This is a genomic window from Loktanella sp. Alg231-35 (assembly GCF_900143545.1).
In the GTDB taxonomy this organism is placed as follows: Bacteria; Pseudomonadota; Alphaproteobacteria; order Rhodobacterales; family Rhodobacteraceae; genus Yoonia.
This window is the reverse complement of the sequence record NZ_FREV01000007.1, coordinates 102,372-115,548: the sequence shown is the minus strand read 5'-3', so window position 1 is coordinate 115,548 and position 13,177 is coordinate 102,372. Positions and strand designations below refer to the sequence as shown.

The 13,177-nt window shown below is 58.5% G+C and carries 18 protein-coding genes; 16 read left to right on the top strand and 2 right to left on the bottom strand.

From position 1 onward, the window contains the following. Positions 1–35 precede the first annotated feature (35 nt). The 4 genes from msrA (at position 36) to DHN10_RS16520 (ending at position 2,790) form a co-directional block, all read left to right on the top strand. Positions 36–686: a peptide-methionine (S)-S-oxide reductase MsrA gene (msrA, locus tag DHN10_RS16535; RefSeq protein WP_108816457.1), complete on the top strand. Its 651-nt coding sequence runs from the start codon at positions 36–38 to the stop codon at positions 684–686. Between the two features lie 41 nt (positions 687–727). Then, a complete protein-coding gene (locus DHN10_RS16530) occupies positions 728–1,429 on the top strand; it encodes an SGNH/GDSL hydrolase family protein (RefSeq protein ID WP_159087027.1) in 702 nt (233 codons plus the stop codon). Positions 1,430–1,459: 30 nt separating this feature from the next. Beyond that, on the top strand, positions 1,460–2,344 hold the full coding sequence (locus DHN10_RS16525) for a 50S ribosomal protein L11 methyltransferase (protein WP_108816455.1): 885 nt from the start codon (positions 1,460–1,462) through the stop codon (positions 2,342–2,344). Between the two features lie 101 nt (positions 2,345–2,445). Further along, complete coding sequence (locus DHN10_RS16520; protein ID WP_234417164.1) at positions 2,446–2,790, top strand: hypothetical protein; 345 nt, start codon at positions 2,446–2,448, stop codon at positions 2,788–2,790. Positions 2,791–2,864: 74 nt separating this feature from the next. On the opposite strand, the gene DHN10_RS16515 is transcribed toward DHN10_RS16520, so the two are convergent. Both DHN10_RS16515 and DHN10_RS20110 read right to left on the bottom strand, forming a co-directional pair. Continuing rightward, positions 2,865–3,074, bottom strand: coding sequence for a DUF1127 domain-containing protein (locus DHN10_RS16515; protein WP_199910703.1), 210 nt, complete (start codon positions 3,072–3,074; stop codon positions 2,865–2,867). Continuing rightward, complete coding sequence (locus DHN10_RS20110) at positions 3,061–3,192, bottom strand: hypothetical protein (RefSeq protein WP_267895723.1); 132 nt, start codon at positions 3,190–3,192, stop codon at positions 3,061–3,063. The genes DHN10_RS16515 and DHN10_RS20110 overlap by 14 nt, the downstream gene beginning before the upstream one ends. 193 nt (positions 3,193–3,385) lie before the next feature. Here DHN10_RS20110 and ruvC point away from each other — a divergent pair, with 193 nt between their 5' ends. The 12 genes from ruvC (at position 3,386) to tilS (ending at position 13,133) form a co-directional block, all read left to right on the top strand. Then, the gene (gene ruvC, locus DHN10_RS16510) at positions 3,386–3,892 is read left to right on the top strand and encodes a crossover junction endodeoxyribonuclease RuvC (protein WP_108816453.1); all 507 of its coding nucleotides are present in this window, start codon (positions 3,386–3,388) and stop codon (positions 3,890–3,892) included. Next, complete coding sequence (ruvA, locus tag DHN10_RS16505) at positions 3,889–4,548, top strand: Holliday junction branch migration protein RuvA (RefSeq protein WP_108816452.1); 660 nt, start codon at positions 3,889–3,891, stop codon at positions 4,546–4,548. The genes ruvC and ruvA overlap by 4 nt, the downstream gene beginning before the upstream one ends. Before the next feature lie 9 nt (positions 4,549–4,557). Then, positions 4,558–5,577 (top strand): Holliday junction branch migration DNA helicase RuvB, encoded by a 1,020-nt coding sequence (ruvB, locus tag DHN10_RS16500; RefSeq protein WP_108816451.1) that lies wholly within the window; start codon positions 4,558–4,560, stop codon positions 5,575–5,577. 29 nt (positions 5,578–5,606) lie between these two features. Then, positions 5,607–6,236, top strand: a complete 630-nt coding sequence (locus DHN10_RS16495) for a hypothetical protein (protein ID WP_108816537.1) — start codon at positions 5,607–5,609, stop codon at positions 6,234–6,236. After that, a complete protein-coding gene (gene ybgC, locus DHN10_RS16490; protein ID WP_108816450.1) occupies positions 6,233–6,619 on the top strand; it encodes a tol-pal system-associated acyl-CoA thioesterase in 387 nt (128 codons plus the stop codon). Before DHN10_RS16495 ends, ybgC begins: the two co-directional genes overlap by 4 nt. A gap of 113 nt (positions 6,620–6,732) precedes the next feature. After that, a complete protein-coding gene (gene tolQ, locus DHN10_RS16485; protein ID WP_199910702.1) occupies positions 6,733–7,407 on the top strand; it encodes a protein TolQ in 675 nt (224 codons plus the stop codon). Between the two features lie 2 nt (positions 7,408–7,409). Continuing rightward, a complete protein-coding gene (locus DHN10_RS16480) occupies positions 7,410–7,886 on the top strand; it encodes an ExbD/TolR family protein (protein WP_108816449.1) in 477 nt (158 codons plus the stop codon). Positions 7,887–7,889: 3 nt separating this feature from the next. Next, the gene (locus tag DHN10_RS16475; RefSeq protein ID WP_108816448.1) at positions 7,890–9,002 is read left to right on the top strand and encodes an energy transducer TonB; all 1,113 of its coding nucleotides are present in this window, start codon (positions 7,890–7,892) and stop codon (positions 9,000–9,002) included. Positions 9,003–9,105: 103 nt separating this feature from the next. Further along, positions 9,106–10,422, top strand: coding sequence for a Tol-Pal system beta propeller repeat protein TolB (tolB, locus tag DHN10_RS16470; RefSeq protein WP_108816447.1), 1,317 nt, complete (start codon positions 9,106–9,108; stop codon positions 10,420–10,422). An 82-nt stretch (positions 10,423–10,504) separates the two neighbouring features. Next, on the top strand, positions 10,505–11,029 hold the full coding sequence (gene pal, locus DHN10_RS16465) for a peptidoglycan-associated lipoprotein Pal (protein ID WP_108816446.1): 525 nt from the start codon (positions 10,505–10,507) through the stop codon (positions 11,027–11,029). A gap of 20 nt (positions 11,030–11,049) precedes the next feature. Then, positions 11,050–11,862, top strand: coding sequence for a tol-pal system protein YbgF (gene ybgF / locus DHN10_RS16460; RefSeq protein ID WP_108816445.1), 813 nt, complete (start codon positions 11,050–11,052; stop codon positions 11,860–11,862). Next, positions 11,853–13,133, top strand: a complete 1,281-nt coding sequence (gene tilS / locus DHN10_RS16455; protein ID WP_108816444.1) for a tRNA lysidine(34) synthetase TilS — start codon at positions 11,853–11,855, stop codon at positions 13,131–13,133. Before ybgF ends, tilS begins: the two co-directional genes overlap by 10 nt. Positions 13,134–13,177 lie beyond the last annotated feature (44 nt).

Genomic DNA, 13,177 nt, shown 5'->3' with positions numbered 1-13,177 from the left:
CTATATCTTGGGTAACTCTGATAGGAGGCACACAGATGTTTTTCATGAACCGCTCAAAATCTGAAATGGTAGCGCAAGATGCTGCATTGCCGGGTCGCGCCCAAGCTATCCCGACCGCTGACACTCACCACGTGTTTGGTAACGCTCTGACGGGTGAGGTGCCTGCGGGCATGGAAGAAGCCATGTTTGGTATGGGCTGTTTCTGGGGTGTCGAGCGCATGTTCTGGAAGCTGGACGGCGTGCAGTCGACGATGGTCGGCTATGCCGGTGGCCATACCCCGAATGCCACCTATGAAGAGGTCTGCTCTGGTAAAACCGGCCATAACGAGGTTGTTCGTGTGATCTATGACCCGGCAGTAATCTCCTATGACCAACTGTTGCAGGTATTCTGGGAAGGGCATGACCCGACCCAAGGCATGCGGCAAGGCAATGATGCGGGCACGCAGTATCGCTCGGGTATCTATACCTATTCTGCCGCGCAAATGGCCGCGGCAGAGGCCTCCAAATCAGCCTTTGCCCCACGCCTGTCTGAGGCCGGGTACGCAGTGATTACGACCGAAATCATTGATGCGCCGACGTTCTATTTTGCCGAAGACTACCATCAGCAATATCTGTCCAAAAACCCGGCGGGCTATTGTGGGATCGGTGGCACCGGGGTCACTTGCCCGATTGGTGTGGGCGTCTGACACGCAAACATGCATTGGAGCTGTTGATCAGGGCATTGCTGATGCCTGTCCTGCTGGCACAGGCGGCTTACCTGCGCAGAAATGTCATCACGCTTCCCGACCCCGAAGGTGACCGCAAAGGAACCATCGGGGCAGGACCGCCATTGCGGTTGTTGGTGATCGGGGATTCCTCGGCACTTGGGATCGGAACAGAAACCTTGGACGACGCTTTGATCGGCCAGATCGCCCAGCGTCTTGCGCCGCATTGCACCGTGTCGTTTGAGCTGGTTGCCAAATCGGGTGCCCGCACCTGGGACGTAGTGGGCTGGCTTGATGAGATGCCAGAGGGCGGTTTTGACGTGGTGGTCACCGCGTTGGGCGTCAATGACGTGACCAAGTTGGTGTCATTGCATAAATTCCTGCGCGGGCAATCTGCATTAATTGCAGGGCTGCGTACGCGGTTTGACGATCCCTTTGTCATTGTCTCGGGCCTGCCTCCGGTCGAACAGTTCCCGCTGTTGCCCCATCCGGTACGTTGGGTGCTGGGGCGGCAGGCGGCGCGCTTTGACCGCCGGTTGCGGGCGCTGGTCGATACACTGCCGAACAGTGCGAACGTGCGTATCGATCTTGGGCTTGGTCCGCACAACATGGCCGAGGACGGGTTTCATCCCGGCCCCGAGGTTTATGCCGAATGGGCCAAAGAGGTGGTCGCGCTGATCAGGGCGCGGACCGATCTGCTTGACGGTCTGCGTGCCAAAGCCTAACCGAAGCCAAACCGGCGAAAGGGCCTTGTTATGATCACCTATAGCGCGCTGACAACAATGACAGGCGAGGATGCGGCTTATCAGCTTGCTGAGGCCCTGGAAGACCTGACGCCGGAGCCAACGGGTGTTGGTGTCTTTGAAATCGAAGACGGCTCTGGCCTTTGGGAAGTGGGGGCCTATTTCACAGATAGACCGGATGCTGGCGCATTGGCGGTATTGTCGGCGCTGTTTCAAGCCAAACCCTTCACTATCTCAGATATCCCCGAACAAGATTGGGTGTCCAAGGTGCAGCGCGAGTTGTCACCAGTGAGCGCCGGGCGGTTCTTTGTCTATGGCAGCCATGACGCCGATAAGGTTCCGGCAGATTGCGTGCCGCTCCTGATTGATGCGGCGATGGCGTTTGGGACTGGGCATCACGGCACGACCAAAGGATGCCTAGAGGCGTTTGATGCCGTGCTGGCGGATGGATTTGCGGGCGGCAAGATCCTTGACATCGGATGTGGCACGGCTGTGTTGGCGATGGCTGCCGCCAAAGTTCTGCCAGATTTTGTTTTGGCCAGTGACATCGATCCGGTCGCGGTTGAGGTCGCTGCGGCCAACGTCATCAGCAATGGTCTGGACAGCCGGGTTAGCTGTGTGGTCGCCCCCGGCTTTGACGCGCCAGAGCTGAGCAATGGCGGACCTTATGACCTTGTGTTTGCAAACATCCTTAAGGCGCCGCTGGTGGCTCTGGCGCCCGATATGGGGCGTCATTTGAAGGCCGGGGGTTATGCGATTCTCTCAGGAATTTTGAATGAGCAGGCCGATGATGTGATCGGTATTTATGAACGAAATGGGTTCAATCTTATTAAAAAGCGGGTTATTGTTGACTGGACAACGCTAACCCTAGGCAAAAAGACACCTATTTCAGGCTGATCTTTTGGCGTAAAACAAAAATACCTTGTTTGGTTACGAAACATTAGTGATCTTGTAGCCATTGTTAGTGAAGTGTGATTTTTTTTATTGGAGGATCCAAGGTGCAGGCCAACGTTCCATTCGACAAACGACTAAAGCGCATCGTGCGCCGTCATGAAAAAATGGCCAATGGTGCCGTGAAGACTGTCAATGCTGACGGCCTGATCGTTGCGCGCCCACGGATGTATCGCCCGCGGTTCCCGCTCAAGGGGCTGATTGTCGTGCTCTTCTTGGGCTTCCTCTTCAAAGGTTTTCTTTTCGCCTACCTCGGCGAAGCAGCTTATGCTGATCGTGTGGCAGCCCTGCAAGGTGGCACCGTGATGGAACAGGCTGGCGCATGGATCATGCAACCCGATGTTGCGACAACTTTTGTGGCCCAGGGTATTCAGACAATCCTGCCGCAGTAAGTTTTTGGCATTGCAAAAGAAAAGGCCGCGCTTGAATTAGCGCGGCCTTTCTTTGTTGGTGGGGGTCGTTTGATTTAGCGAACGTTCCGTGTTGCAACTGAATCGATGTCACCAAATGACAGACCGATATCGTCCAGCTCGCGTGCGCTGAGCTTGGACAGAGAGTTGCGTGTGATGCGTGCATCGTTCCATGCGGCAACGGTGCCAAACATGTTGATGAAGAAGCCAGAGATGCGACCTGCGGAGAGGCCGAGGGAGGGGCGGGATGTGTCAAAAGCGGCCATTGCCATGTTCCTTAGGTTGGGGCTGCATCGCAGCCGTTTGTTCGATAATCTGCACGTAGTGCGGAAGATCACCGTGTACCAGTGCCATTTTGGCATGGGTCGTATGCGTTTTCAGCATGCCTCATTTTTGAGCAGAAAATGCCATAAGGTTATATTTTACAATGGGTTACCGGTGTCGTTTTTGAGCAGGAAAGAGGCGAATTTGGCCCACGTGGGGCAAGCCCTCCAAATTGCACCTGTTCTGAACACTCTTGGTCTTTGTTCGCCTTTTGTGCTAGTGCCATTGCAGAGAATAAGAAAAGAGGCGAGCAATGCGCGTTTTGGGGATTGATCCGGGCCTGCGCAACATGGGTTGGGGTGTGATTGAGGTCGCAGGACCGCGCATTGCGCATGTTGCGAATGGTGTGTGTTGCTCGGTTGGGGATGACCTCGGCAGCCGCCTTTTGTCGCTTCACATTCAACTTTCTGATGTGTTGAAACAGCATGCCCCTGATGCGGCAGCCGTTGAACAGACTTTTGTCAACAAAGACGGGGCCGGCACGCTGAAGCTGGGTCAGGCACGGGGTATAGCGATGCTGGTGCCTGCGCAGGCCGGATTGGTCGTAGGCGAATACGCCCCCAACGCTATCAAAAAGACGGTTGTGGGTGTCGGCCATGCCGACAAGGCGCAAGTTGCCCATATGGTCAAGGTTCAGCTGCCCGGTGTGCAACTCTCTGGGCCTGATGCCACTGATGCTTTGGCCATTGCGATTTGCCACGCCTTTCATCTGCAGTCCGCAGGCAGCCTGACTCAGGCCTTGGCGAGGGTGGGCGTATGATTGGCAAGATTGCAGGCAGGCTTGAATACCGCGCCACGGATCACGTGCTGATCGATGTGCGTGGCGTGGGATATATTGTCTATGTGTCGGACAGGGTTATGGCCGGATTGCCCGGCAATGGCGAGGCTGTGGCGCTGTTTACCGATCTGCTGGTGCGTGAAGATAATCTGCAACTTTTTGGGTTCACCACGCTGGTGGAAAAGGAATGGCACCGTCTGTTGATGTCCGTGCAGGGGATCGGCGCCAAGGCGTCGATGGCGATCCTTGGCACCATCGGCGCTGATGGTGTTAGTCGTGCCATTGCCTTGGGGGACTGGAATGCTGTGGCAAAGGCCAAGGGCGTCGGCCCTAAGACTGCCCAACGCGTCACGATTGAACTTAAGGACAAAGCACCGGCTGTTATGGCGATGGGTGGCACATTGGCCGAGGCGCAGGGTGAAGATGTGATAGAGCCTGACGCCCCCAGGCCGCCCCGCCAGGCATCCGTGCGCAAAGCCAATCCGGCACAAGCCGAGGCGCTCTCTGCCCTTGGCAATCTGGGCTATGCACCCGGTGAGGCAGCAAGTGCTGTGGCCGAAGCTGCGGGCGCGGCCCCTGACGCCGACACATCGGCGCTGATCCGTGCCGCCTTGAAGCTGCTTGCACCAAAGGGGTAGGGGTAAGCCATGGATCAACCTGACCCAACCCTGCGCCCCGAGCCGCAACCCGAAGATGCCGACCGCGCGCTGCGCCCGCAGACGCTGGATGCATTCATCGGGCAACAGGCTGCGCGGGCGAACCTCTCGGTCTTTATCGAAAGTGCCCGCAGGCGCGGTGAAGCGATGGATCATACATTGTTTCACGGCCCGCCCGGTTTGGGTAAAACCACGTTGGCGCAGATCATGGCGCGCGAATTGGGTGTCAATTTTCGGATGACTTCGGGCCCTGTCTTGGCCAAGGCGGGTGATCTGGCTGCAATCCTGACCAATCTCGAAGCCCGAGATGTGCTGTTCATCGACGAAATTCACCGGCTGAACCCCGCAGTGGAAGAGGTGCTTTATCCTGCTTTGGAGGATTTTGAGCTTGATCTGGTGATCGGCGAAGGTCCCGCCGCGCGCACCGTGCGCATCGAGTTGCAGCCCTTCACGCTTGTCGGGGCCACCACACGCATGGGGTTGCTGACGACGCCGCTGCGCGACCGCTTTGGCATTCCGACACGGCTGGAGTTCTATTCTGAAGACGAGTTGCATGAGATTGTCACACGTGGTGCGCGTCTGTTAGGCGCGCCAGCCTCTGACACAGGTGCACGCGAAATTGCGCGCCGTGCCCGTGGCACGCCGCGCATCGCCGGGCGCCTGCTGCGCCGCGTCGTGGACTTTGCGATTGTTGAGGGGGATGGCACTGTCACGCAAGCGATCGCAGATCGTGCGCTGACCCGTTTGGGTGTGGACCATCTGGGTCTGGATAATGCCGACCGGCGCTATCTGCGTTTGATCGCGGAAAGCTATGGCGGGGGGCCGGTGGGCGTTGAAACGCTCTCGGCCGCCTTGTCGGAAAGCCGCGACAGTCTGGAAGACGTGATAGAGCCCTATCTGCTGCAAAAGGGGCTGATCCAGCGCACGCCGCGAGGGCGCATGCTCGCGCGGGCGGCCTGGGCGCATTTGGGGCTGGATGCGCCCAAGTCGCAAACGGATTTATTTGGGTGACGGGACGGATGCCACCGGTGGAAGTTGGAATGGACATAGAAAATCGCGATATCGCAAAGCTCTTTACCCGTGCGGATGGTGCTTATGTCTTTGCCCGTTGGGGCCGCCCGATGGTGCCTGTTGTGTTTGGTGTCGATGATGCCACGCTAGGCGTGTTCAAAGGCGCGATCGAGGCGGTCGTTACACTGGCCAATCACAAGATAGCCGAAACTGACCCGGAGCTGGGCGCCAACCTGATGATCTTTTTCTGCCGGGACTGGGCGGAATTGCCTCAGGTCCCGCATCTGGATCAACTGGTTCCTGATCTGGGCCCTTTGGTTGCCAAATTGCAAAAGGCAGATGCCAATCAGTATCGGATTTTCCGTTTTGATGAGGCGGGCGCAATTCGGGCGGCCTTTGTGTTTTTGCGATTGGACGCGCATATGGCGCAGGTTGCCGCCGATACGCTGGCACTAAGCCAGGCTGTGCAGACGATCCTGTTGTGGTCCGACACGGCCTTTGATGAAACACCCCCTCTGGCCATGATCGACGGCAACACCGTGTTGCGCCCCGAGATCGCCGATGTTGTACGTGCCGCCTATGATCCGGTGATGCCTGCGGCCACACAGGATGCCAGCCACGCCTTGCGATTGGCGGCGCGGGTCACAGCACACTTATGACCCACAGCTTTCCCTTGCGCGTCTACTACGAAGACACTGATCTGGCGGGCATTGTTTATTATGCCAATTACCTGAAATTCATCGAACGGGCGCGCAGTGAATGGGTCCGCGACCTTGGCGTTGATCAAAAGCAGATGAAGGCCGACGGGCTGGTCTTTGCTGTCCGCCGGGTCGAGGCCGACTATCTGGCCCCGGCCCACTATGATGATGAATTGGTGGTCGAGACGGTGATGCAGCCCGGTTCTGGTGCCCGCATGGTTGTCAGGCAGGATGTGAAGCGGGATGATGTGCTGCTGTTTTCGACCCTTGTCACCATCATTTGCATGACCGCAACGGGCACACCGGCGCGCTTGCCAGCGGCAATCCGCCGTCTAGCCCCATAAAAACCTGACGTTTTCGCAGATGTGATGCCGGATTGGTTGGATTTCTGCGCGCAGGTGCGGTAACGTCTGACTTAATCAGAGCCCAAAACCGGGCCAACAGGCAGAGCAGGCATATGGAAGCAGCACAGGAATTCACCATGTGGGCGCTATTCGCGCGCGCCACAATTACCGTAAAAATCGTCATGATCATGCTGATTGCAGCCTCAATTTGGTGCTGGGCCGTGATCATCGACAAGACCATCCAATATCGCAAAGCCCGCGCTGAGGCGGACATCTTTGATCGGTCCTTCTGGTCGGGAGAGCCGCTGGACGCGCTTTTTGATCAGATTGGCGCCGACCCCGATGGGCAATCCGAAAAGATATTTGCGTCCGGCATGACCGAATGGCGCAGGTCGCACAGGCAGGACGGAGGGTTGATCGCCGGGGCTACGGCCCGGATTGATCGATCCATGGATGTGGCCATCGCCAAAGAGGCCTCGCGTCTGCAAAAGGGCCTGCCCGTTTTGGCGACCGTCGGTTCAACGGCACCCTTTGTTGGTCTATTCGGCACCGTCTGGGGCATCATGAATGCCTTTATCGAAATCGCAGAGGCGCAAACCACCAACCTTGCCGTGGTCGCTCCTGGCATCGCCGAGGCTTTGCTGGCGACCGGTTTGGGCCTGCTGGCCGCTATTCCGGCTGTTATCTATTACAACAAATTTTCGGCCGACAGCGATCGGATCGTTGGGGGGTATGAGGCTTTTGCCGATGAGTTTGCCACCATCCTCAGCCGCCAGTTGGATAGCTGATCATGGGTGCCGGAGTGATGAAATCAGGCGATGACGGGGGCAGACGCCGCCGTCGCCGGTCCCGCCGCGGACAGCCGATGTCAGAGATCAACGTCACGCCTTTTGTTGACGTTATGCTGGTGCTGCTGATCATCTTCATGGTGGCCGCTCCTTTGTCTGTGGTTGGTGTTCCCGTCCAATTGCCAGAAACCTCTGCCACCGCATTGCCGGGCGATGAGGAAGAGCCGCTGACCGTCACCATTACAGATGATGGCCGTGTGATGATCCAGGAAACGGACACCCCCGAAGACACGCTTGTGGCCCGCTTGCAAGCGATCGCCGCCGAGCGCACCAGCGACAAGATTTTCCTGCGCGCCGATGGCCGCAACGATTGGAACCGTGTGGCCCAGATCATGGGGTTGCTGAATGCCGGTGGTTTTTCTGACATCGGTTTGGTTACTGATATTGCTGGCCCCGCGCCGGACGCTGCTGACGGGTAGATCATGGCGACGCCGGGCACCTTCATCTCTGCTGTTGGCCATTCGGGGCTGATTGTCTGGCTGATCCTCGGCTGGGGCTTTGATGCTGAGCCGTTGCAGATTGAGACAATGGATGTGTCTGTGATCTCTGGTGAAGAGTTTGAGCAATTGCGCGCGCGGACCACCCCTGATCCAGGTGCAGCCGATCCCGAGGCCCCAGTGCCGCCCGAGATTGACGAGACGCCACCCCCGCCGCCAGCCGACGAAGAACCTACCGAAACAGCACCACCCCCCGAACCGGTCGAGCAACCGGTTGAGGAAACGCCCCCGCCACCCCCGCCAGAGCCTTTGGTGACTGAAGCGGATGATCAGCCGCCGCCAGAACCAGCGGCACCCGCTGATCCGCCGCCAACGCCTGACGTTGAAGTGAGTGAGGAAGCGACACCGCCGCAAGCGCCGACGGTGACGTCGCAGATTACCGCGCCCCCCCCGCCAGACGCAAATGTCGATGACATCGTGCGCGAAGAAGTTGTGCCGGACGACAGCGCCGAGCCAGAGGTGGTCGCAGAGGAGCAGGACGCAACTGCGCCAGAGGAGACGACCACAGCGATTGTGATTGAGGATTTGGCACCCAGTACGTCAGTCCGCCCTTCCCCGCGGCCTAGTCGCCCTACGCCGCAACCAGAACCGGAGGTAGAGGTTACAGAGACTGCGACAGAGCAGCCAGCGCCGCCCGAACCTGCGCAGAGTGAGGACGATGTTGCAGCCGCACTTGAGGCGGCGCTTGGTGCAACGGAGGCGCCGGCCGCTGCCGCAGGCCCGCCTATGACAGGTTCCGAGCGTGATAGTTTCAGGGTGTCGGTGAACCGTTGCTGGAATGTCGATCCCGGTTCTGTTGCCGCCCGCGTCACCGTGGAAGTCGGGTTTAGTCTGGATCGTGAAGGCAAGGTTCAAGGCAACGACGTGCGTTTGATATCGTCTGACGGTGACCAATCTGCGACAAATACAGCGTTCGAGGCGGCGCGGCGCGCGATCTTGCGCTGTCAGTCGGGGGGGTATGAACTGCCTGCTGACAAATACGATCAATGGAAGGACGTTGTGATTACATTTGATCCTAGCGGCATGCGCCTGAGGTAGGCAAAGACACGCGCAGGTGAGGAGACTTGGATTTTTCCCCCTGCTAGAACGAAGACAGAAAGAGCAAGTTGGGGGCGCACCCCCACAAGGCGGAGTAGGTAAGATGATGAAACGAATTCTGACACTATTGATGGCGCTGCTGCTGGCAGGGCCGGTTTTGGCGCAGAGCGGACCGTTGCGCCTGACCATCACCGATGGCGTGATTGAGCCGATCACCTTTGCCGTTCCCAGTTTCGAGGCTGAAACGCCTGCTGCCCAGCAAGCGGCTTCGGACATCTCGCGCCTTGTCGTGCAGGATCTGGCTGGAACAGGATTGTTCCGCGAGGTGCCCGCCGCGGCCTTCATCTCGCAAGTCAGCTCTTTCGCCCAACCTGTCGCCTTTCCCGATTGGCGCGCGATCAATGCGCAGGCCTTGATTGTTGGTGCCGTCACGGTGAATGGTGATCAACTGGTGGTGAAGTTCCGCCTTTATGATGTGTTCTCGGGCCAAGAACTGGGTCAGGGCCTTCAGTTTGCAGGTACCGTCGCAGGCTGGCGCCGTATGGGCCACAAAGTGGCTGATGCCGTTTATGGCCGGATCACGGGCGAGGGCGGCTACTTTGACAGCCGTGTTGTCTATGTTTCGGAAAGCGGACCAAAGGATAACCGCCAAAAGCGCCTTGCGATCATGGATTTTGACGGGGCGAACGTGCAATTCCTGACCGATAGCAGCAATATCGTGCTCGCTCCGCGCTTTTCGCCCAATGGCGACCGGGTGCTTTATACCAGCTTTGAAAGCGGGTTCCCCCGCATCAATGTGCTGAATGTGTCCAACGTAGGCCGTCAGCAATTGCAGACTGCGGCTGGCGAGATGGCTTTCAGCCCCCGCTTTTCGCGTGATGGCCGGCAGGTGATTTACAGCCTGTCCAATGGTGGCAACACCGATATCTATCGCACCGACCTTGGCACCGGCCAGCATCTGCGCCTGACGCAGACACCATCGATTGAAACAGCGCCGAGCCTGTCGCCAGATGGCAGCCAGATCGTATTTGAAAGCGACCGCTCTGGTACGCAGCAGCTTTATGTGATGTCTGCTAATGGCGGCGAGGCGCGCCGGATTTCCTTTGGCGAGGGGCGTTATGGTTCGCCCGTTTGGTCGCCGCGCGGTGATCTGGTGGCCTTTACCAAGCAAAATGCAGGCCGCTTCCACATTGGTGTGATGCGGGTGGATGGATCAGAGGAACGTCTGCTCACATCGTCATTCCTGGATGAGGGGCCGTCATGGTCGCCCAATGGCCGCGTGATCATGTTCTCCCGCGAAACCCAAGGGGCCGGTGGTACGTCGTCGCTTTATTCCGTTGATATCTCGGGTCGCAATCTCAAGGCGGTGCCTTTGCAAGGCGGTGCCTCTGACCCGTCATGGGGTCCATTGCAACCGTAATGAACCGTGATTCCCTTGCGTGCAAAGTCGTGCTAGGGTGCAAAGAAAAATAGAGCAGTCAAAATAGACAGGATGAAATCCAATGACATTTTTTAGCAAAACGGCGGTGATGCTTCTGGTGCTGGCAACGGCGGCCTGTACAAACCCTGATCGCTTTGGTGGTGGGGCCGGTGGTGCGGGCAGCGCAGATGGCGCTGGCCTGAATGGCGGCGGGGCGGGATCAGCCAGTGACCCAAGCAGCCCACTTTTCTTTAACCAGACCATCGGTGACCGCGTCCTTTTTGCCGTCGATACATCGACGATCACGCCTGAAGGCCGCACCATTCTGGATGGTCAAGCGCAGTGGCTGTTGACCAATGCTGATTATCGCGCGGTGGTCGAGGGCCACGCCGATGAACAAGGTACGCGGGAATATAACCTTGCCCTTGGTCAGCGCCGTGCCAATGCTGTGCGCGAATACCTTGTGTCCCGTGGCGTGCCAGCCGCGCGCTTGCAGGTGACCAGCTACGGCAAAGAGCGTCCTATTCAGGTATGCTCGAATGAATCCTGCTACGCGCAGAACCGCCGTGCCGTTACGGTGTTGTCGTTCTCGGCGATCACCAGCTGATCAGACCAAAGGAAAAATCCATGTTGCACCGTCTTGCTGTTGTCTGCGCACTGTTGCTTTCGCCGTTACCTGCTGTCGCGCAGGAAGAGACCCTTGCAGATATCCGACAACAGCTGACCGCCCTTTTTGTCGACGTTCAACGCTTGCGCCGCGAGCTGTCGACCACGGGTGGTCTGAATAGTGGTGCAGCAGGCAATACCCCTTTGGAACGGCTGGACGCGATGGAGGCAGAGCTGCAACGCCTGACATCCAACGCCGAACAGCTTGAGTTTCGGGTGAACCGCATCACCACAGATGCGGACAATCGCATCGGTGATCTGAACTTCCGTCTGTGTGAACTTGAGCCGGGCTGCGATATTGGCCAACTGGATGATACGCCCCTTGGTGGTATCGAAATTGATGCTGTGCCTGACGCCCCACCGACCGATGCAACCGGTGGTCCGGCCCTTGCCATTGGCGAGCAAGGCGATATCGAGCGGGCGCAGGAGGCGCTCGCTGCAGGTGACTTTCGCAGCGCCGCTGACCAGCTTACGGCCTTTAGCGCGACCTACCCAGGTAGCCCGTTAACCTCTGACGCCAACTACCTGCGCGGAGAGGCCTTGGAGGGTTTGGGCGAAATGACCGATGCCGCCCGCGCGTACCTTGAGGCGTTCTCTGGTGATCCAACGGGGCAAAAGGCACCAGATGCACTTTTCAAGCTGGGATCGGCCTTGGGCCGCATTGGCCAGACGCAGGATGCCTGCCTGACATTGGCTGAAGTTGACGTGCGTTTCCCCGGTGATCCTGCTGTTGCGGACGCTCGGTTGGAAATGCAAGCGCTGGGATGCCAGTAACTGACAAAGCCGCCACCGTTTGGCCGCGCTTTCAGGACGCCGCTGGGCGTCTTTTACAGGACACATCACAGACCTCCATCGGGCTGGCCGTTTCAGGCGGCGGGGATTCCATGGCGATGCTGCATTTGGCTGCGCGTCAGTTAGGCCCCGAACGCATCAGAGTTATCACCATTGATCATGGGTTCCGCGAAGCTGCGGCAGATGAGGTTGCGCACGTCTCGGCCCAAGCAGCCGCATTGGGCATCCAACATATCGCGGCCAAATGGCATTGGGACGGCACTGGCAATCTACAGGCGGCTGCCCGCGCCGGGCGTTGGGCTGCGATCCGTGACTGGGCCACGGCGAGCGGCGTTTCGAAAATCTGGTTGGGCCACACTGAGGACGATCAGGTCGAAACCCTGTTGATGCGTTTGGCACGAGGGTCAGGCATCGATGGGCTGGCGGCAATGGCGCAAAGTACGCGCCGGGATGGGATTGCCATCCAACGCCCATTGCTTGGGCTGTCGCGCGATGATCTGCGGGACTGGCTGAAGGCGGAACAGATCGCATGGTGCGATGATCCCAGCAACGATGATCCGCGTTTTGATCGGGTTCGCGCCCGGCAGATGTATCCGCAGTTGCAAACACTTGGGCTGACACGCAAGCGGCTATTGCAGACCGTGGCGCATATGCAGGCGGGGCAGGCGTCACTGCAGCACGCAGCACAGTTGTTTGCAAAAGCGCACGTGCGGCAGGATGCCGGTGATTTAATCTTTGATGAAGCCGCCCTTGATCTTGGGGGCGGCGATACCGCTCGGCGCGTCATGGCGGCCGCCTTTGGATGGGTTGGAAACCGCGGCTATCGGCCGCGATTTGAACAGCTGTGTGATGCCGTTGGGCGCGCGGCACAGGGTGTAACATCGACATTGGGCGGTTGCATTCTGTCGCGTGGCGCAGACGGAATGGTGCGTATGACCCGCGAAGCTGCCGCAACGCAGCCGCTCAGCCGGTCCGGATGCGCCGAATTGGATGTAACCGGGGTCATCTGGGATGGCCGCTGGTTTCTGGAAGGGCCGTTGCAGGACGGCCAGATATTTCGCGCCTTGGGCGATGCGATTAAGGACTGCCCGCAGTGGCGTAACAGCGGTATGCCCCGCAAATCACTCTTGGCGTCGCCTTCGGTTTGGTTGGATGGTGCGTTGATTGCGGCCCCAATGGCCGGATTATCCAATGGTTGGGCGGCACGGATGGTGACGGATTTTCATTCCTCGGCGTTTGCCATTGAAGATTAAGGTTTAACCTCTATTTTAGAGGAAACGCTGTGCCGCGACTCTGT

What these genes read in the sequence shown, in the direction of transcription:
- tilS (WP_108816444.1), top strand. Translation starts at nt 11,853, where the DNA reads ATGCCAGTAACTGACAAAGCCGCCACCGTTTGGCCGCGCTTTCAGGAC.
- pal (WP_108816446.1), top strand. Translation starts at nt 10,505, where the DNA reads ATGACATTTTTTAGCAAAACGGCGGTGATGCTTCTGGTGCTGGCAACG.
- ybgC (WP_108816450.1), top strand. Translation starts at nt 6,233, where the DNA reads ATGACCCACAGCTTTCCCTTGCGCGTCTACTACGAAGACACTGATCTG.
- DHN10_RS16480 (WP_108816449.1), top strand. Translation starts at nt 7,410, where the DNA reads ATGGGTGCCGGAGTGATGAAATCAGGCGATGACGGGGGCAGACGCCGC.
- DHN10_RS16475 (WP_108816448.1), top strand. Translation starts at nt 7,890, where the DNA reads ATGGCGACGCCGGGCACCTTCATCTCTGCTGTTGGCCATTCGGGGCTG.
- msrA (WP_108816457.1), top strand. Translation starts at nt 36, where the DNA reads ATGTTTTTCATGAACCGCTCAAAATCTGAAATGGTAGCGCAAGATGCT.
- ruvA (WP_108816452.1), top strand. Translation starts at nt 3,889, where the DNA reads ATGATTGGCAAGATTGCAGGCAGGCTTGAATACCGCGCCACGGATCAC.
- tolB (WP_108816447.1), top strand. Translation starts at nt 9,106, where the DNA reads ATGATGAAACGAATTCTGACACTATTGATGGCGCTGCTGCTGGCAGGG.
- DHN10_RS16515 (WP_199910703.1), bottom strand. Translation starts at nt 3,074, where the DNA reads ATGGCCGCTTTTGACACATCCCGCCCCTCCCTCGGCCTCTCCGCAGGT.
- ruvC (WP_108816453.1), top strand. Translation starts at nt 3,386, where the DNA reads ATGCGCGTTTTGGGGATTGATCCGGGCCTGCGCAACATGGGTTGGGGT.
- ruvB (WP_108816451.1), top strand. Translation starts at nt 4,558, where the DNA reads ATGGATCAACCTGACCCAACCCTGCGCCCCGAGCCGCAACCCGAAGAT.
- tolQ (WP_199910702.1), top strand. Translation starts at nt 6,733, where the DNA reads ATGGAAGCAGCACAGGAATTCACCATGTGGGCGCTATTCGCGCGCGCC.
- ybgF (WP_108816445.1), top strand. Translation starts at nt 11,050, where the DNA reads ATGTTGCACCGTCTTGCTGTTGTCTGCGCACTGTTGCTTTCGCCGTTA.
- DHN10_RS20110 (WP_267895723.1), bottom strand. Translation starts at nt 3,192, where the DNA reads ATGCTGAAAACGCATACGACCCATGCCAAAATGGCACTGGTACACGGT.
- DHN10_RS16495 (WP_108816537.1), top strand. Translation starts at nt 5,607, where the DNA reads ATGGACATAGAAAATCGCGATATCGCAAAGCTCTTTACCCGTGCGGAT.
- DHN10_RS16525 (WP_108816455.1), top strand. Translation starts at nt 1,460, where the DNA reads ATGATCACCTATAGCGCGCTGACAACAATGACAGGCGAGGATGCGGCT.
- DHN10_RS16530 (WP_159087027.1), top strand. Translation starts at nt 728, where the DNA reads ATGCCTGTCCTGCTGGCACAGGCGGCTTACCTGCGCAGAAATGTCATC.